Origin of the sequence: Mycobacterium sp. (genome assembly GCF_025965855.1) — a bacterium.
Taxonomy (GTDB): Bacteria; Actinomycetota; Actinomycetes; order Mycobacteriales; family Mycobacteriaceae; genus Mycobacterium.
Window position 1 is genome coordinate 1 of sequence record NZ_JAOPWB010000260.1, and the last position, 16,354, is coordinate 16,354.

18 protein-coding genes and 1 pseudogene are annotated in these 16,354 nt (G+C 65.5%); 11 read left to right on the plus strand and 8 right to left on the minus strand.

All coding sequences use genetic code 11. The annotated features are described in order from the left end of the window. A pseudogene (locus JWP83_RS31335) lies at positions 1-243 on the minus strand (nuclear transport factor 2 family protein); the annotation flags it as partial. A 148-nt stretch (positions 244-391) separates the two neighbouring features. After that, positions 392-784, minus strand: coding sequence for a hypothetical protein (locus tag JWP83_RS22145; protein ID WP_297734832.1), 393 nt, complete (start codon positions 782-784; stop codon positions 392-394). 102 nt (positions 785-886) lie between these two features. Here JWP83_RS22145 and JWP83_RS22150 point away from each other — a divergent pair, with 102 nt between their 5' ends. The 5 genes from JWP83_RS22150 (at position 887) to JWP83_RS22170 (ending at position 3,589) form a co-directional block, all read left to right on the plus strand. Next, positions 887-1,171, plus strand: a complete 285-nt coding sequence (locus tag JWP83_RS22150; protein ID WP_297734835.1) for a nuclear transport factor 2 family protein — start codon at positions 887-889, stop codon at positions 1,169-1,171. After that, positions 1,149-1,337, plus strand: a complete 189-nt coding sequence (locus JWP83_RS22155; RefSeq protein WP_297734838.1) for a hypothetical protein — start codon at positions 1,149-1,151, stop codon at positions 1,335-1,337. The genes JWP83_RS22150 and JWP83_RS22155 overlap by 23 nt, the downstream gene beginning before the upstream one ends. Before the next feature lie 116 nt (positions 1,338-1,453). Further along, a complete protein-coding gene (locus JWP83_RS22160; RefSeq protein WP_297734841.1) occupies positions 1,454-2,299 on the plus strand; it encodes an alpha/beta fold hydrolase in 846 nt (281 codons plus the stop codon). A 108-nt stretch (positions 2,300-2,407) separates the two neighbouring features. Further along, a complete protein-coding gene (locus tag JWP83_RS22165; RefSeq protein WP_297734844.1) occupies positions 2,408-3,103 on the plus strand; it encodes a DUF899 family protein in 696 nt (231 codons plus the stop codon). A 9-nt stretch (positions 3,104-3,112) separates the two neighbouring features. Further along, on the plus strand, positions 3,113-3,589 hold the full coding sequence (locus JWP83_RS22170) for an SRPBCC family protein (protein ID WP_297734847.1): 477 nt from the start codon (positions 3,113-3,115) through the stop codon (positions 3,587-3,589). Here the strand turns inward: JWP83_RS22170 and JWP83_RS22175 are convergent. Then, complete coding sequence (locus JWP83_RS22175) at positions 3,566-4,156, minus strand: dihydrofolate reductase family protein (RefSeq protein WP_297734850.1); 591 nt, start codon at positions 4,154-4,156, stop codon at positions 3,566-3,568. The genes JWP83_RS22170 and JWP83_RS22175 overlap by 24 nt on opposite strands. A 149-nt stretch (positions 4,157-4,305) precedes the next feature. Between JWP83_RS22175 and JWP83_RS22180 the strand changes: the two genes are divergently transcribed. Further along, a complete protein-coding gene (locus tag JWP83_RS22180; RefSeq protein WP_297734853.1) occupies positions 4,306-5,316 on the plus strand; it encodes an RNA polymerase subunit sigma-70 in 1,011 nt (336 codons plus the stop codon). A gap of 79 nt (positions 5,317-5,395) precedes the next feature. Beyond that, positions 5,396-6,067 (plus strand): GGDEF domain-containing protein, encoded by a 672-nt coding sequence (locus tag JWP83_RS22185; RefSeq protein WP_297734856.1) that lies wholly within the window; start codon positions 5,396-5,398, stop codon positions 6,065-6,067. A gap of 116 nt (positions 6,068-6,183) precedes the next feature. Here the strand turns inward: JWP83_RS22185 and JWP83_RS22190 are convergent, their stop codons facing one another. After that, the gene (locus tag JWP83_RS22190) at positions 6,184-7,497 is read right to left on the minus strand and encodes an NAD(P)/FAD-dependent oxidoreductase (protein WP_367185665.1); all 1,314 of its coding nucleotides are present in this window, start codon (positions 7,495-7,497) and stop codon (positions 6,184-6,186) included. A gap of 277 nt (positions 7,498-7,774) precedes the next feature. Here JWP83_RS22190 and JWP83_RS22195 point away from each other — a divergent pair, with 277 nt between their 5' ends. Next, the gene (locus JWP83_RS22195; RefSeq protein ID WP_297734859.1) at positions 7,775-8,980 is read left to right on the plus strand and encodes an FAD-dependent oxidoreductase; all 1,206 of its coding nucleotides are present in this window, start codon (positions 7,775-7,777) and stop codon (positions 8,978-8,980) included. 16 nt (positions 8,981-8,996) lie between these two features. On the opposite strand, the gene JWP83_RS22200 is transcribed toward JWP83_RS22195, so the two are convergent. Continuing rightward, positions 8,997-10,232, minus strand: a complete 1,236-nt coding sequence (locus tag JWP83_RS22200; protein WP_297734862.1) for an osmoprotectant NAGGN system M42 family peptidase — start codon at positions 10,230-10,232, stop codon at positions 8,997-8,999. 209 nt (positions 10,233-10,441) lie between these two features. Between JWP83_RS22200 and JWP83_RS22205 the strand changes: the two genes are divergently transcribed. Then, entirely contained in the window at positions 10,442-11,227 is a 786-nt protein-coding gene (locus JWP83_RS22205; RefSeq protein ID WP_297734865.1) for a fructosamine kinase family protein, read from the plus strand. A 95-nt stretch (positions 11,228-11,322) separates the two neighbouring features. After that, a complete protein-coding gene (locus tag JWP83_RS22210) occupies positions 11,323-11,913 on the plus strand; it encodes a cyclic nucleotide-binding domain-containing protein (protein WP_297734867.1) in 591 nt (196 codons plus the stop codon). A 19-nt stretch (positions 11,914-11,932) separates the two neighbouring features. Here JWP83_RS22210 and JWP83_RS22215 read toward each other — a convergent pair whose 3' ends face one another. Both JWP83_RS22215 and JWP83_RS22220 read right to left on the minus strand, forming a co-directional pair. Continuing rightward, positions 11,933-12,361 carry a hypothetical protein gene (locus JWP83_RS22215; protein ID WP_297734870.1) on the minus strand — a complete coding sequence of 143 codons (429 nt, stop codon included), beginning with the start codon at positions 12,359-12,361 and terminating at the stop codon, positions 11,933-11,935. Positions 12,362-12,541: 180 nt separating this feature from the next. Next, positions 12,542-13,414 (minus strand): CoA ester lyase, encoded by an 873-nt coding sequence (locus JWP83_RS22220; protein ID WP_297734874.1) that lies wholly within the window; start codon positions 13,412-13,414, stop codon positions 12,542-12,544. 110 nt (positions 13,415-13,524) lie between these two features. Between JWP83_RS22220 and JWP83_RS22225 the strand changes: the two genes are divergently transcribed. Continuing rightward, on the plus strand, positions 13,525-14,760 hold the full coding sequence (locus tag JWP83_RS22225; protein WP_297734877.1) for an alpha/beta fold hydrolase: 1,236 nt from the start codon (positions 13,525-13,527) through the stop codon (positions 14,758-14,760). 6 nt (positions 14,761-14,766) lie between these two features. Here the strand turns inward: JWP83_RS22225 and zwf are convergent, their stop codons facing one another. Further along, positions 14,767-16,266: a glucose-6-phosphate dehydrogenase gene (gene zwf / locus JWP83_RS22230; protein ID WP_297734880.1), complete on the minus strand. Its 1,500-nt coding sequence runs from the start codon at positions 16,264-16,266 to the stop codon at positions 14,767-14,769. Positions 16,267-16,354 lie beyond the last annotated feature (88 nt).

Sequence of the window (16,354 nt, forward strand, 5' to 3'; positions counted from 1 at the left end):
CCATTCGATGACCTGGCCCCGAATACGGGCATGAAGCCGGAACTCAATGAACACCAGGTCCCCCTCTCCGCACCAACGGTCGACGTCAGCGAGTAGGTCTGGAAGGCAGCACCAGATGCGTCGGAACTCTGCTTGCGCGGCCTCGATCCCGATCTTGCGACCTGTGAGCGGTTGAACGAGGACCACATTTGGGTGCAGGAGTTCCGGTAACCGTTGTGGTGATGGGTCGTGCCAGAAGTCGGCGAACTTGGTGACGAAACTCTTCGGGGTCGAAGCGTGTGTTCACTCCCCCACGATGCCGATCGATGTGCTGCCAATTCGACGCATGACACTGCTAAGAACCGCCAACGCGGGCGACCCGAGTCGCAGGGTGGCCGACCCGATGGGCTGTCTAGCCGGCCGGCGGTACCAGCGGCGGACGGCACGCGTTGGCGGTCGGATCCCACCACGAGCCGTTGTCGCATGCCAGCGGTTGCGGGCCGACGCCCAACGGCCGGCATACGTTGGCCGTCGGGTCCCACCACTGGCTCGCGTCACATGCCAAGGGTTGTGGCCCCACGCCCAGCGGCCGGCATACGTTGGCCGTCGGGTCCCACCACTGGCCGGGGTCGCATGCCAAAGGGAGCGGCGCGCCAGCGGGCCGACAGATGTTGGCCTTCGCGTCCCACCAGTCGCCGTTCTCGCATTGCGCCGAGCTCACCGCCGGCATCGCGATCGTCACGGCGGCCATCGACGCCGAGGCCACCATCACGACGGACACCGCGTCGCGAATCAACATCCTCATTGCAGGCCCTCCTCCTAGTGGCGTATACATCATCGAACCGAGCCCGGGCAGGGAGGTCAAGGCCGAAACCTCCACCGCTGCGGCGCGGCTAGCGTGAATCCTGTGACGACTACGACCGACCACGCGGATGACGAAGCCGATATTCGACAGCGAACTGACAAGCTGGCTGGCGCGATTCGCGCCGCGGATCTCGAAGCGGTGATGTCCATTTACTCGCCAGACGTCGTGTCGTTCGACATCGAACCGCCCCTCCAATACATGGGGGCAGCTGCAAAACAGAGAAACTGGGAGCGCGTCTTCGCGGCATACGAGCACCCGCTCGGATACGAGATTCGCGACCTCACCATCACCGTGAGGCGGCGACGTGGCATTTGCGCGCAGCCTTAATCGGCTCAGCGGCACGTTGAAGAGCGGAACGACGACTACCGGTTTCTGGGTTCGAGCGACGACGTGCTTTCGGACGGTGAACGGCGACTGGTTCATCGCGCACGACCAGGTGTCGGTGCCTTTGGACGTGACGACCGGTGGAGCGCTGCTGAACCTGGAGCCATGAGCGGCGTCGAGCGACATTGGCAGTAGTTGGCAGTGCACGGGGTGGACCTGGCAGCAGCCGTGCAGTGCGATGACAGACGAGGGTCGGTACGAAATGCGCAAGGAGGAACAACCGACATGGGAGAGCTCGCACTCCGGCAGGCCACGATCGAATACCAGGAGTTCGGACCGAAGGACTCACCGCATGCACCGGTACTGTTCGTCCACGGCATCCTGGTCGACGGGCGACTGTGGCGCGAGGTCGCCGAAGGCCTGGCGCGTCGTGGTTTCCACTGCATCGTGCCGACGTGGCCGCTGGGCTCGCACACCTTCCCGGTCAATGAGGCCACCTCGCTGTCGCTGCCGGGCGTTGCCGAGATGATCAACGACGCGCTCGTCGCCCTCGACCTTTCCGATGTGACGCTGGTCGGCTCCGATACCGGAGGTGGGATATGCCAACTGGTCGTCGACGGCTACCCGGACCGAATTGGCCGTCTGGTGCTCACCAACTGCGACGCCTTCGACAAGTGCCCGCCTTTCCCGTTCGACATCGCGTTCGCGGTGCTTCGTGGCCCCGTCTCGATCAAGTTGCTATGCCGGCAACTGCGATTGCGGGCGCTGCGCCACTCGCCGCTCGGCTTCGGCCTGCTCATCAACAAGCCTGATCCGGACCTCACCGCCGCCTGGCTGCAACCCTGCCTCGAGGATTCACGCATCTGCCGCGACCTCGCGGCGTTGCTGCGCCGGGTGTCCAGCTTCGATCTCACCGACGTGGCCACCCGGCTCCCCCGGTTCACCAAGCCCGTCACGCTGGTGTGGGGCCAGCGGGACCGCTGCTTCACCCCGGGCCTGGGTCGGCGGCTGGCCGGGTTGTTCAGCAACGCGAAGCTGATCGAGGTGCCCGACGCGAAAACCTTTGTCGCCCTTGATCAGCCGGATGCGGTGATCGACGCGATCGCGGCAATCACCGCGGTCACGGCGTAGCACACTGGCGTCTGCCAGAGGCACCGACGCCTCCGTCAGCGATGAATTCCGGGCGCGCCACCAGTCAGTACCTTCGAGACTGACAAATCGAGAGCAAAGGTGGATTTCATGACCTTGGAGCACGAAGCCCTGCCGCCAATTGTCGATCAGCAGACCTGGCGCGCCGCGCTCGACGACCTGCGCAAGCGCGAGAAGGCCGCCACCCGGGAACTTGATGCGATCGCCGCCCAACGGCGCCGGCTGCCCATGGTCGAGTTGCCTGACTACACCCTCATCGGGGTTGACGGGCGCGTCCGCCTTGTCGATGTGTTCGACGGCCGGTCGCAGCTCATCGTCTACCACCACATGTGGTCCGACGGCGCGGAGTGGCAGTGCGCCGGGTGCACGGGTTTCACGTCGCAGTTCACCCGGCTGGAGTTCCTCGACAACTACGACGCCCGGTTCGTCGTGGTCACCAACGGACCGATCGACGAGGCACTCGCCTACAAGCGCAAGGTCGGCAACCGGATGAAATGGTATTCGTCGTCGGAGAGCTCGTTCGGCGCCGACATGGACGCACCGCCCGGCGGGGGCTTCGCGGTCAACGTGTTCCTGCGTGACGGCGACACCGTGTATCGCACGTGGCATACGAACGGGCGGGGCACCGAGCAGCTCAGCCACTCGTTCGGGCTGATCGACATCCTGCCGTGGGGCCGGCAGGAGGAATGGCTCGATTCGCCCCAAGGCTGGCCGTCGCGTCCCACATACTCGGGTTGGCTCGACTCCCCCGATATCGCCCACGCCTACGGACCCAGCGACAAGTAAGGAGAACGCATGACCACGACCACCGAAAGCTACGTCGTCACCCGCACCATCGCCGCGACGCCGCAAGCCATCTTCGCCGTCCTCGCCGACCCCGCCCGCCACTGCACCACCGAGCCCACCGACTGGGTCCGCGACGCGGTGGATTCCGCACCGATCACAGCCGCAGGCCAGATGTTCGCGATGAACATGTTCCTGACCCAGGCCGGCGGTGACTACGTCACATACAACCTGGTCAACGTGTTCGACAAGGACCGCGCGATCGGGTGGATGCCGGGCGTGCTCGACGAGGCTGGCAAGCACAGTCCCGGCGGTTGGTTCTGGCGCTACGACCTTGCCCCGGACGGGGACAGCACCGATGTCACCCTCACCTACGACTGGACCGCCACGCCGCAGGACTTCCGCGATCGGGTCGGCGAGATGCCCATGTTCCCTGAGGATTACCTCGCCGCGTCGCTCGAGTCCCTAGAGCGATCCGTCGTGGGCTAGGACGGGCTGATAGGTCAGGAACGCCAGGCCGTCACCGACGGCGCGGGTATCAACGAGGCGCATGGGTTTTTTGGCGCTGGTCTCGCCGAAGAGGCGTTCGCCCGCCCCCAGGACGAACGGGTAGATAAACATCCGCAGCTCGTCAACGAGGTCGTGCTCGATCAATGTGTGCACGAGCTGAAAACTGGCATAGACGACGATGTCCCCGTTGACCTTTCGTCGCAGTGTCGAGACCTCATCTATCACGTCGCCGGTCAGGATCGTCGAGTTGCTCCAGTCGGGAGCTTGAAGACTCGCGGAAACAACGTATTTGGGCAAGCTGTTCAGCCGGTCCGCCCACTGGCCAGTGCGGGTTGGCCACCGCGCGGCGAAGAACTCGTAGGTGCGCCGACCCAGCAGCAGAGCCTCGGCGGCCAGCGCCTCGTCGAGCTCGACCTTGGCCCATTCTTCCCGGTCGCGATCTCCCACCTGGGTGAACCACCCGCCGACCCTGAAGCCCTCGTCACCGGTTGGGTCCTGGACGACTCCGTCAAGCGAGAGGTTCTCGCTGACGATGATCCTTCCCATCTACTCTCCTCGGTTGTCGTTGTCGGCTAGCACTAATAGAGACACCGCCGCGTCAAGAAAGTGGCGCGCGCCGAGCGCCCCCTTTGCCGTGTGGTCGGTGTCAATATGTGATGGAAGTGCCACGGGGTGTGGGAAGGAGGTACGCGAGGGTGGTACCCGGCGACCTGATGTCCCGCGCACAGGCCGGGAACGGCGAGGCGTTCGAAGAGCTGACCGCGCCGTACCGCAGGGAGCTGCAGGTGCACTGCTACCGGATGCTCGGATCGCTACAGGACGCCGAAGACGCCCTGCAAGACACGCTGCTCGCCGCCTGGCAGGGCTTCGGACGCTTCGAAGGACGCGCGTCACTACGCACCTGGCTTTACCGGATCGCCACCAACCGTTGCCTCAACGCCCGTCGCCGAGCGAGCCGCCGCATAGCCAAGGAGTGGGACGTGCCCGACGTCGAACCGCCCGAGCCGTCGCGGCTCGGCGAAGTCGTCTGGCTCGAGCCATTTCCCGACTCTCTCCTCCAGGGTGTCAGCGACGCGCCGCTCGGCCCCGACGCCTGCTACGAGCAGAGTGAAGCCATCTCGCTGGCTTTCATTACCGCCCTTCAGGTCTTACCGCCTCGCCAAATCGCCGTGCTCATCCTTCGCGACGTCCTCGGATTCCACGCCACCGAGGTGGCAGACATGCTCGACTCGACCGTCGAATCGGTCAAAGGCGCCCTCAAACGGGCGCGCGCAAGCCTACGGCGCCGGCTTCAGGCCGACGATGACCCGCAACCGCTACCCCAACGCGACTCACCCGCGGAGGCTGCGATCATCGCGAAGTTTGTCTCAGCGTGGGAGTCGGCCGATCTTGACGCGCTGGTGGCCCTTCTGACCGATGACGTCTTCATCTCGATGCCGCCGATGCCGTTCGAATACGAGGGGCGCGACGCCGTGGCCCGCTTCTGCGCGACGCTGTTCCGCGCGGGTCGCAGGTTCGACCTGGTACCGACGCGGGCGAACCGTCAACCGGCGTTCGGCGCATACCTGCGTAGCACCGGTGGCGTCAGCCACGGGGTCGGCCTGTATGTCCTCAGCCTCGCTGGTGACCGCATCTGCGCCATGACCCGCTTCGAGAACAGCATGCTCCCCTGGTTCGGGTTGCCACGATCGCTGCAGAGCTCATAGCGAGCGACACTCCATCACCGAATGGTCATGCAGCCCTCAGGCGTTTTTCCACACCGCCCGATATATGGCGGTGAATTTCTTGCTGGCCGGCGCGGCTGGGGCCCTCGAGGCAGCCCGCCTGATCGCTGCCGGCCATGCGACTCTGGCCTTTACGGGCTACTTTCTCGTACTCGAACTGAACGTGGTAGTCCCCTTGGCAATTCATATCGTCGTCCGGGCGCTAGGCGTAGATCTGTTGCGTGCCGACCGCGACCCCCTTACCGGTTTGCTGAATCGGCGCGCATGCGACCGCGCGATAATCGGCCGGATGCTTGCCGGCCGCGACCACATGTTCCTGGCCGTGGCCATGGTCGACCTCGACCATTTCAAAGCGGTCAACGACAGCAGAGGACATGCCGCCGGCGACGAGGCGCTCGTCGCGGCGGCCCGCGCGATAACAGCCGTCTGCCAAGACAGCGCGGTCATCGGCCGCATCGGCGGAGAGGAATTTCTGATCGCAGACGTCGTTTCGACAGAACGGCCGCAAGGGTGGGGGCATAAGCTCTGCGACGCGGTTGCGACGATCCCCGCGTCGGTAACGGCGAGCGTCGGAACCGCCACCCTGGCGTTGCGCAGCGTGGGTTGTGACGACGCCGAACGGGCGCTTCGCCAGCTGGTCGTCGATGCTGACACCGCCATGTACGAAGCCAAGAGATGCGGCGGAAACCAAGCTCGACATCACGGATCTCGCACGCCGGCGACGACGTCCTGACGGCAGATTCCTCCACCCCGCCGCGCCGACCGGAGCGCGCCCGCAGCCAGCTGTGACGCCGCCGCAAACTCAACATCCGCTCCCCGCGGCAACTTCATCGCCGCGACGCTCTCCGCTCATCGCATGGCTTGCCTCCCCGACGCAGCAACCCGCCTCTGCCGGGAACGGTGCGCCTCCCGCTTCCCCGTGCTGACGATCTCCTTGAGCGTTGCGATCAGCCGGTCAGGCCTATCGCGCAGCGCGCGCGCCGCGGCCCGGGTGACTAGGCGTGTCGTGAAAAGCTGTGATGGGCGGACCTCATGGTTGAGCACACCGAGAAGCATCTGTGTGGCGTTGGGATCGGCGGCGACATCCTTCATCAAACGGGTATTCAACGGTGTCGAAGCGCCCGGGAAACCGAAATCGTGCGCAAGCCAATGCATTTCATAAGCATCGTCGTCGCGCCAGCGCCACCAGTGCTGCATAGCCTCGTCGGGACTGGTGTCGCCCAGCCCGTCCTCGATGGAATCGGCCAATCGACGCGCCTGGCGGAAAGCGTCGCCGATGCCTTGGCCTGGCGATGGATCCTTGAAGTGGCCGGCATCGCCGACGAGGACCCACCCGGGGCCGGCAGCCTCTCGGAAGTACCCGTGCCAGTTCGTCAGTACCCGGATCGGGCCGACACGTCGCCCATCTCCGATTACATCCGCAAGCTCAGGCCAGGCCCGTATGCCAGCGGTGAAGTTGGCGTCACGATTGGCGTGAAACTCGGCTTGTTTCGCCATGTCGATCCCGATCGCGGCCATGTAGAGATCACCGTCGGTGGGGCCGGCGAGGAAGGCCAAATCTCCGCGGCGGCCAAGCCGCGCGTGCCCTTCCCGGTCATGCACATGCTCGAAATACGCCCAGGCAAACATCTTTCCGGGCGGTGCGACGTGATATTCGCGGGCACCAGCCAGCGTGGCGACCGTCGAGTGCCGACCGTCGGCGCCGACCACCAACTGCCCTTGGATGGGGCCGGCGGCCGTGTCCAGGCCCGTAATGCGCCCGTCTTCGGTGATGAGGTTTGTGACGCGCAGACCCGTGCGAACGTCGGCGCCCGCAGCAGCCGCCGCGTCGACCAACAACACATCCAGCGTCACCCGCCGAACGCACAGGCCGCGGGGGGCTTCGATCGCGCGGTCGACCGCCGCCTCAATTCGAACGTCGTCGTCGATCACCATCGTCATGCGATCGAGCGGAACCGCGCCGGCCGCCCAGACATCGTCCAGCACGCCCAGCTGCTCCAGCACTTGCACGCCGCATGGCTGGATTATGTGAGTCGATGGTGTCTCCGACGGAAACTGGGCGCGATCAACCAGACAGACGCTCAAGCCCCTTCGCGCGAGCATCGTCGCCAGCGGCGAGCCGGCGCACCGCGCACCCACAATCACCACATCGAATCGCTTCACGCCGCTCCCGCAATCGCTCGACGAACCATTGACCTGCGACCCTACCCGAAGATTAAGAGAAGAGTAAGAGCGTCTTAGATAACGTTTAGGTCAATCGCGGATGCTCGCACGCCAATGTGACGGTACCGCCAGCCCCTGTGCGTGGAAACACGTTTGATCACAAAGTGATTCAGTGCTGCGCTCACCTAAGCAAGCACCGACTTGCCGTCCGATATCGGGGTGATCCAAAAGCGCGTCGTTCTTAGAGATCTCGCATGTCCGCGGGTAGGGTCAGCGCATGACCGCTCTGCGAACCCAGGTCTGTGTAGCCGGCGGCGGTCCCGCCGGACTCGTTCACGCTCTTCTGCTTGCCCGTGCCGGCGTCCAGGTTGTCGTCCTGGAGAAACACAATGACTTCTTGCGCGACTTCCGCGGCGACACCGTGCATCCAAGCACCCTTCGGATCATGGATGAGCTGGGCTTCATCGACGAGCTCTTGCGTCTACCCCACACCAAGGTCACGCGCGTCGCCTTTGACACCGACGGGTCACTTCGCACCTTCGGCAACTTCAGCCTGCTCAAACGGCTGGGCTTCAACCAGCCCTACATCGCGTTGATGCCGCAGTGGGACTTCCTCGACTTCCTGGCCGAAAAGGCAAGCGCCTATCCGGAATTCACATTGATCCGCAACGCCGAGGTCAAAGAGCTGATCTTCGAGGGCGACAGGATCACCGGGGTGCGCACGCCCGAATTGGACGTGCATGCCGAGCTGGTCATCGGCGCCGACGGACGCAAGTCGGCGGTGCGGCCCGCCGCCGGGCTGAACACCGCGGCCGCGCACTCCCCGATGGACGTCTTGTGGTTCCGCTTGAAATGGCGTCCCGGCGATCCGCAAGAGCCCTTCGCGGTCATCCGCAGGGGCCTGCTCATGGCCATGATCTACCGGGGCGACTACTGGCAGGTCGCCCACCTCATGCCTAAGGGAGCCGACCCCCGCAGCGGTTCGCTGGAGGCGTTCAAAGAGCGCCTGGCCTCCGCGCTACCGCAGCTGCGCGAACACGTCAACGACCTGCACTCCTGGGACGACACCAGCCACCTCGACGTTCGGGTGGACCGGCTCGAAACTTGGTGGCGCACAGGCCTGCTGTGCATCGGCGACGCCGCGCATGCCATGTCGCCGGCCGGAGGGGTCGGCATCAACCTCGCCGTCGCCGATGCGGTTGCCGCAGCGAACATTCTGTGCGCTCCGCTTCGCGAAAACCGATTGACCGATACGGATCTCGCCAAGGTGCAGCACCGCCGCGAGCTGCCCACCCGAATCATCCAGGCCGGTCAGGTCTTCATCCAGGACCGGGCGGTCGAACCCAATTTGACCGGCGACCTTTCCCCGATCCACATTCCCAAAATCGTCGGTCGCGGTCCCTTGCAGTTCATCCCGCCGATCATCGTTGGGCGCGGCTTCCGCCCGGAGCACGTACGCACCCCCGACGTACACGCTTCATGAGAGCCCGATGGGCGGGTCAGGACTGAGGGCCTACCGATGGCGGCCAGGGCGAACCCGGCGACGCATCGCCGGGTTCGGCGTGCTCACCACGGGCCAGCGGCACCCACTGCTCGGTCGGCGCGGGCTGCTTCGACGACGGGAAGTCACGCAGATTGCCCGACGGCTTGGCGTCCCACTTGGCGAAGGTCAGCGGCGTCCGCAGCCAGCAGTGCAGCAGGTTGTACGCCGCCTCCAGCGAGTCGATGTGGGTGCGCTCCCACCCATGGCTGCCGTCGACCCCGAAGCCGACCAGCGCGGCCCTTGTGCCCGCGCCCGCCTCGATCGCCGCGGCGGCGTCGGAGCGGTAATAACGAAACACGTCCCGCACGAAGGGAATCGACTGCTCCTGGGCGAGCCGGCAAAGTCTCCGGGTCAGGTGGTAGTCGAAGGGGCCGTGCATGTCGGCCATCGGGATGGTCACGCCGTCCTCGATGGAGTGCTGGCCGGGCGCGCACACCGCGTTGTCCACCGAGACCAGCTCCGCGACGTCCGCGGGCAGGCCGTGGCTGGCTCCGTGGCCGACCTCCTCGGTGATGGTGACCATGATCGTGGTGCGATGCGGCAGCACAACCTTGTTCTCCGAAAAGTTCTTGGCCAGTGCGAGCGCGATCGCGACACCGGCCTTGCCGTCGAGGTGGCGGGAAACGATGAAGCCGTCGGCGGTGAGTTCGGGGCTGGCGATCAACGCGACGAAGTCACCGACGTTCAGGCCCAGGCGCGCCAGGTCCTGCCGCGAGGACACCTTGCGGTCGACGCGGACCTCGACGTGCTTCCAATCCGTGGGCTGGGTATCGATCTCGTCGCCGAAGGTGTGCCCGCTGGCCTTCAGCGGCAAGACGGTGCCGGTAATGAACTCGTCGGGGTCGTCGCTGAAAATCCGGACGCGGGCACCCGTGGCGAACCGGGCCGAGAAGGTCCCGACCGGAATCAGCTCGAGGCGGGCGTTGTCCTTGAGGCCGCGCACCATGCAGCCGATGGTGTCCGAGTGAACCGCCAGCGCCCGGTCGGTGGTCGCGGACTCCCCCGGCAGTTCGGCGGTCAGCGCACCCCGGCGGGTCAGGGTGAACGGCACGCCGAAGTCATCGAAGATGTCGCCGATCAGCTGCATCACCGCATCCGTGCGCCCCGCCGGACTTGGGGTCTGCAGCAGCGCGAGCAGCGTGTCGATCATCCAGGCGCGGTCGGCCTCGGCCATGGCCGCGGTTTGGCGCACAGTCTCTCCCTCCAGGTTCGCTTGGAATCCGGGTTTAACCTACCGGTTCGCGTGGGGACGGCATCTTTCAGCCGCTTTCACGCTGCTCAGCCTGGTGGAGTGGAGCTTCGCAGCGTCTACAGTCGAAGCGCGATGAATGCGTCTAGACGGGGTCGCGATGACGGGCTGCCCCAACGGGTTTGGCTGCACTTGCACCCTGCGGTTACCGGGTGAGTGACTTCGTCAAGCGCCACCCCGGCGCGCCCGCCGGCTACTTCGCGTGGGAAGCCGCGGGGCTGCGATGGCTTTCAAGTGTGGTGGGCGGCGTGCCATGCGCAGAGGTTGTTTCGTTCGGCGCCGACCACCTAACCCTGCGGCGACTGGATTCGGTGGCCCCCAGCCGCGAAGCGGCGTACGAGTTCGGCAGCCGACTGGCCGTCACGCACGACGCGGGTGCCGCGGCGTTCGGTTCGGGGCCCGAGGGATGGGACGGGCCCGGGTTCTTCGGCCCCTTGTCGCAGCCACTGCCGATGTCAGTGCGGGGGCACCGAAGCTGGGGTGATTTCTACGCCGAGGAGCGGCTGGCGCCGATGGCCGAGCTCGCGACCGCGCGCCTGGATGCTTCCGCCCGCGCCGCGATCGACTCCGTCGCGGCGCGTTGCCGTGCAGGCGACTTCGACGACGATGACCGGCCGGCGCGGCTGCACGGCGATTTGTGGAGCGGCAACGTGATGTGGACACCCGACGGAGTGGTATTGATTGATCCGGCAGCACACGCCGGTCACCGGGAGACTGACCTGGCGATGCTGGCTTTGTTCGGCTGCCCGCACTACGACGCCATCGTCGCCGGTTACCAGCGCGTGCGATCGCTAGAACCGGGCTGGCGCAACAGGATCGGGTTGCACCAGCTCTTCCCGCTGCTCGCGCATGTGGCGTTGTTCGGGGGTGGGTACGCTGCGCAGACGCATGCCGCCGCCCGCGCCGCCCTGGGCGCCCGTCCTCCCTCATCAACATGACCGTGCGCAGCCGCCGCCAATTTATTTCCGTCGTTGCCGCAAAATCGAGTTAGGCTCCTCGATGTCCGGGTCACATCGCACATTAGGAGCCCTTTATGAAAGTGGATGCGCAGGGACATGAGGAAAAAGACATCCGCCGGTTACGCGAATTCGCCACATTCGACAAGCTCTCGGATAACGATTTGCAGTGTGTTGTCCTAGCGGCACATCACACTTCCACGTCCGCGCCATTGCCGCTCATTCATGAGCAGACTCCCTCGGACGCCTGCTACATCCTGCTCAGCGGCGAGGTCGGCGTGTATGTCGGCCAGGACCGCGTTGCCGTCTTGGGACCGGGCGAAGTGATCGGCGAATCTGCCCTCCGCCGTGGGAAACTACGTTCCGCGACGGTCACGACGACCGGGGCGGCCGAGGTCCTGCGCATCGAGCGCGACGACCTGGCCCGCTTGCTCGACGAGATTCCCGCACTGCGTGACACCATGGACGCCACCATCGCGCGACACGCGCCCGTAGCCCTCCCCGAGCAGCCGGCGAAGCCCAAACCGACGCACTGCAGGGTGGACGCCTTGGTCGCGACGGAGTTGGTCGAGCGGTTCGAGCGGGCCGCCGACGGCGCCGGTGTTCGCGTCTCGGCCGCGCTCCAGGATGCGCTCACCCAGTGGATCCAACGAAACGGCACGGCCTAGCCATCAGGAAAGGTCGGCCTCACGGATTCACGTTGGGGCAGATCTGTTTAATCCAACCGGTGAGGAGGTCCCGGTTGGCGTTCAGGTCAGCGTCGTTGGGTTGCGCACCGACGGTGGTGACGAAGTGCTCGATCGCGGCCTTCACCGTGTCGGGCGGCCCGTACTTCTCCAGCGTGTCGGCGAACCTGCGCGCGTCCTCCGGTTTCGACGCCACCATCAAATTGTCTTTGGTGAAAGAGATGTCCAGACAGGTGGATTGGTCGAGCGGCGCGGCTTGCACAGAGGACGCGGGCGGCGTTGTCGATTGCGACGAGGCCGCCGTCGGCGAGCTCGATGTCGACGTCTGACTCGACGTCGAACCCGACGGGGTGTTGCCGCTCGAGCAGCCCGCTGTGATGACCGCGGTGGTGACCACCATTCCCGCGATCGCGGTTCGGTTCAGCCGCACCAGACACTCCTTTGCCCGAGGATCTATTTGCTGAAGGCACCATACCGGCAATTCCCGGCCGACGTAGTTTGAACGCTGAATCGGCTTGCGGGCAAGCGACTCTCCCAACGCAATCGAGGTATTCGGATGTCGCGGAATTGCACGTGTGGACGTCGAGGCACCACTTGCCACGAGGCAGATTCATTCCAGTTCCGCGATGAGGTCACCGAGGGCCAGGATCCGCTGGGCGTCGCGCACGTGCAGGCTCTCGATCATCCGGCCGTCGACCGTTATGACGCTGTTCCCTGCGGCTTGGGCCTGTTCGTAGGCCGAGACGATCTTGCGGGCATCGGCCAGCTCCCTGCGCGACGGACCAAACAGATCGTTGGCCGGGCCGACTTGGGACGGATGAATGAGGGTCTTGCCGTCGAAGCCCATCTCCCGGCCTTGCCGGGCCTCGGCTCGGAACCCGGCTTCGTCAGTGATGTCGTTGAAGACGCCATCCAGGACCACCTTCCCGGCCGCCCTCGCCCCCAACACCGCCAGTGACAACGCAGCTAGCACCGGCGCGCGACCGGGCACGTGCAATCCGTGCAGATCGTTCACGAGGTCGTTGGTGCCGACCACCAACGCCGCCAAACGATCGCTGGCCGAGGCGATCTCCTCCGCTCTCAGGATGGCCCCGGGCGTTTCGATCATGACCCACAACCGCAACGACTCCGGCGCGGCGAGCTCGTCGAGCGCGGCGATGAGCGCCTGGACCTGTTCGTCCGTCTCGACCTTCGGCACGAGCACGCCATGGGCGGCCGAACCGGCCACGGCGGCCAAATCGTCGTCGTGCCAGTCGGTGCCCATGCCGTTGATGCGCACCACGATCTCGCGGGGTCGGTAGCTCCCGGACGAGATCGCGTCGCAAACCCTCGCCCGCGAGTCGGCTTTGGCGTCGGGGCCCACGGCGTCCTCGAGGTCGAAAATCAACACGTCCGCCGGCAGCGTTTTTCCCTTCTCCAGCGCCCGGGCGTTGTTGCCGGGCAAGTAGAGGGCAGATCGGCGCGGGCGCAGCGGCGGTGGCATGACTTCTTCGCTTTCTGTCGTCCGGCTCTATCAAGTCCTGACAGTAGGACCTCCGGGATAAGCCTTGCCCAGAGTGGGAACCCTCCGCGGCAAGAGGGGAGGAGCAGCTCATGCAGCGACACGAAATCCGATCACTCGCCGACCTCGCCGGTGAGGGCACCCGTGTTCTCACAACCCTCGTGCGTGACACGCACAGCGGCATCGCGCGGCGGGTCTTCGATGCCGTGGGGCCGGTGTCGAAACCCGTGCAAGTCGTGCACAACACGACTGCCGCGGCGACCTACTACGCCGTCGACCGCGCGCTTCGGGCCGCGTTGCGCGGTGCCGGTGAACTGGCTGCCGAGACGCGCGGCAGCGACGAAGACGAGGCGATCGAATCCAATCCCAGGGTCGCCGGGTTCATCGCGGCGCTGAACGGCATCTACGGCGATGAGCTGACCAACCGCGGAAACGGCTTCGCGCTGACCATGCAGGTGCGCCACCGCGGCGAGCCGGTCGCGATGACTGCCCCCGGTCTCGCCGCGGCGTTCCCGCAAGCAACCGGCCGGATCGCGGTGTTCGTCCACGGCTGGTGCATGACCGAAATGGCGTGGTGGCGACGCCCTCGCGACGGCGAGGAGGTGAGGTCCTACGGCGCGCGGCTGCGCAGCGACCTGGGGTTCACCCCGGTTTACCTGCGCTACAACACCGGGCTGCACATCTCCGACAACGGAAAAACCCTGGCCTCGCTGCTTGATCAGCTGCAGGCGCTTTGGCCGGTCCCGGTCGACGAGATCGCGCTGGTCGGTCATTCGATGGGCGGCCTGGTGGTGCGCAGCGCCTGCCACTACGGAACGCAGCATCAGCACGGCTGGCCCGACGCCGTTCGGCATGTTGTCTGCCTCGGGTCCCCGCACCTGGGCGCCGACCTGGAGAAGGGCGTCAATGCCGCATCCTGGGCGTTGGCCCGGCTGCCCGAAACCCAAGCCCTGTCTTCATTTCTCAACGCCCGCAGTTCGGGCACCAAGGACATGCGGTACGGCGCACTGCTCGACGAGGACTGGAGCGACGGCGACCCCGACGAGTTCCTGCGTGACCGCTGCAACGAGGTGCCCTTCCTCCCCCACGCCGTCTACCACCTCGTCGCGACCAGCGCCGGCCCGCGCGCGCTCGGCGTTGTGCTCGGCGACCGCCTGGTACGCCCCCAAAGCGCATCCGGCGTGGGCAAGTCCCGGCGGGTGCCGTTCGAGCCGGAGCATGGGCTAACACTCACCGGCCTGCATCACTTCGACCTGCTCAACCACGCCAGCATCCACACGAAGTTGCACGACTGGCTCAGTCAGCCGCCGCCGGACTTCTCGGGCTAGCCCCGGCTAGGCCTTGGATCCGCGCCACTCCCGCTCGAATGGCAACCGCCACGCATTGGGCGCGATCAATTGGTGAATGGCGTTGGGACCCCACGTGCCGGGCTGGTAAATCTTGGCCGGCGGGGGGTCATTGAGCAGGTCTTCCGAGCGTTCCCACAACGACTCGATGCCCTCCGCGGTGTTGAACAGGGTGTGATCGCCACGCATCGCGTCGAGGATCAGCCGTTCATAGGCCTCGAGCACATCGACCACGGTGTCGATCTCCTGCGACGAAAACTGCATGGACAACTTGTCCAGCTTCATACCGGGACCGGGCCGCTTGCCGTAGAAGGACAGTGAAACCTTCGAATTGTCGGCGAGGTCGAACGTGAGGTGGTCGGGACCTTGGGTGCCCACGCCCGATCCGGGCGGAAACATCGTTCGCGGAGCCTCTTTGAAGGCGATCGAGATGATGCGGATGCCCTCGGCCATCTTCTTGCCGGTGCGCAGATAGATCGGCACCCCGGCCCAGCGCCAGTTGTCGATGCCCACCTTGAGCGCGATGAACGTCTCGGTGTCGGAGTCTTTCGCCACTCCGGTCTCGTCGCGGTAGCCGCTGTACTGGCCGCGCACCACATGCGCAGGCTTGACCGGCAACATCGACCGGAACACCTTGTTCTTTTCCTCGCTGATGGCGAACGGCTCGAGCGCTGTCGGCGGCTCCATCACCACGAAGGCCATGACCTGGAACAGGTGGGTCACGACCATGTCCTTGTAGGCGCCGGTCTCTTCGTAGAAGTTGGCCCGCTGATCCAGCCCCAGGGCCTCGGGAATGTCGATCTGGATGTGGTCGATGAAGTTGCGGTTCCAGATCGGCTCGAACAGGCCGTTGGCGAAGCGGAACGCCAAGATGTTCTGGGCGGCCTCTTTCCCCAAGAAGTGGTCGATCCGGAAAATCTGTGCTTCCTCGAACGTTTCGTGCACGAAGTCGTTCAGTGCCACCGCGCTGGCCAAGTCGGTGCCGAACGGCTTTTCCATGACCACTCTGGAGCGCTCGACGAGCTTGGCATCGCGCAGCATCGTGATGACGCTGCGCGCCGCTTTCGGCGGGACCGACAGGTAATGCAGTCGCCGCACGTTTGGTCCCAGGTTGTTCTCGGCCTCGGCGACCGCCTCGGCGAGCGCCTCGGGCCCGGCGCCCTGCGGGACATACCTGACGATCTTTGCGAAGTTCGCCCACTGTTCGGGCGTGAGCTTGTGCGTGCCGAACGAATCGATCGCGTTCTTGGCGAGTTCGCGGAATTCGTCGTCGCTGAGGTCTTCCAGCGACGTCGCGACGATTTGGATATCGGGGGCAAGCTCGGACTGGTCCAAGTAGGCCAGGCCCGGGATCAGCTTGCGTTTGGCGAGATCGCCCGTCGCGCCGAACAGGACGATGACGTGGGGCTCGAGCTGTTCAGTGTGGTGGTGGCGCGGGCGTTTCTCCGGCGCCGGGTAAGCGATCGTTTGCGGTTTCTTGTTGGCCACCCTTGCGATACTTCCATCGCAGCGCCGTGCGCGCAGCCCCTCGTGGATCGGTCTGCGCGGTTACCAATCGCGCAACGGGGTATTGGGT

What these genes read in the sequence shown, in the direction of transcription:
- JWP83_RS22175 (WP_297734850.1), bottom strand. Translation starts at nt 4,156, where the DNA reads ATGGGAAGGATCATCGTCAGCGAGAACCTCTCGCTTGACGGAGTCGTC.
- JWP83_RS22145 (WP_297734832.1), bottom strand. Translation starts at nt 784, where the DNA reads ATGAGGATGTTGATTCGCGACGCGGTGTCCGTCGTGATGGTGGCCTCG.
- JWP83_RS22160 (WP_297734841.1), top strand. Translation starts at nt 1,454, where the DNA reads ATGGGAGAGCTCGCACTCCGGCAGGCCACGATCGAATACCAGGAGTTC.
- JWP83_RS22220 (WP_297734874.1), bottom strand. Translation starts at nt 13,414, where the DNA reads ATGCCACCGCCGCTGCGCCCGCGCCGATCTGCCCTCTACTTGCCCGGC.
- JWP83_RS22195 (WP_297734859.1), top strand. Translation starts at nt 7,775, where the DNA reads ATGACCGCTCTGCGAACCCAGGTCTGTGTAGCCGGCGGCGGTCCCGCC.
- JWP83_RS22210 (WP_297734867.1), top strand. Translation starts at nt 11,323, where the DNA reads ATGAAAGTGGATGCGCAGGGACATGAGGAAAAAGACATCCGCCGGTTA.
- JWP83_RS22225 (WP_297734877.1), top strand. Translation starts at nt 13,525, where the DNA reads ATGCAGCGACACGAAATCCGATCACTCGCCGACCTCGCCGGTGAGGGC.
- JWP83_RS22170 (WP_297734847.1), top strand. Translation starts at nt 3,113, where the DNA reads ATGACCACGACCACCGAAAGCTACGTCGTCACCCGCACCATCGCCGCG.
- JWP83_RS22165 (WP_297734844.1), top strand. Translation starts at nt 2,408, where the DNA reads ATGACCTTGGAGCACGAAGCCCTGCCGCCAATTGTCGATCAGCAGACC.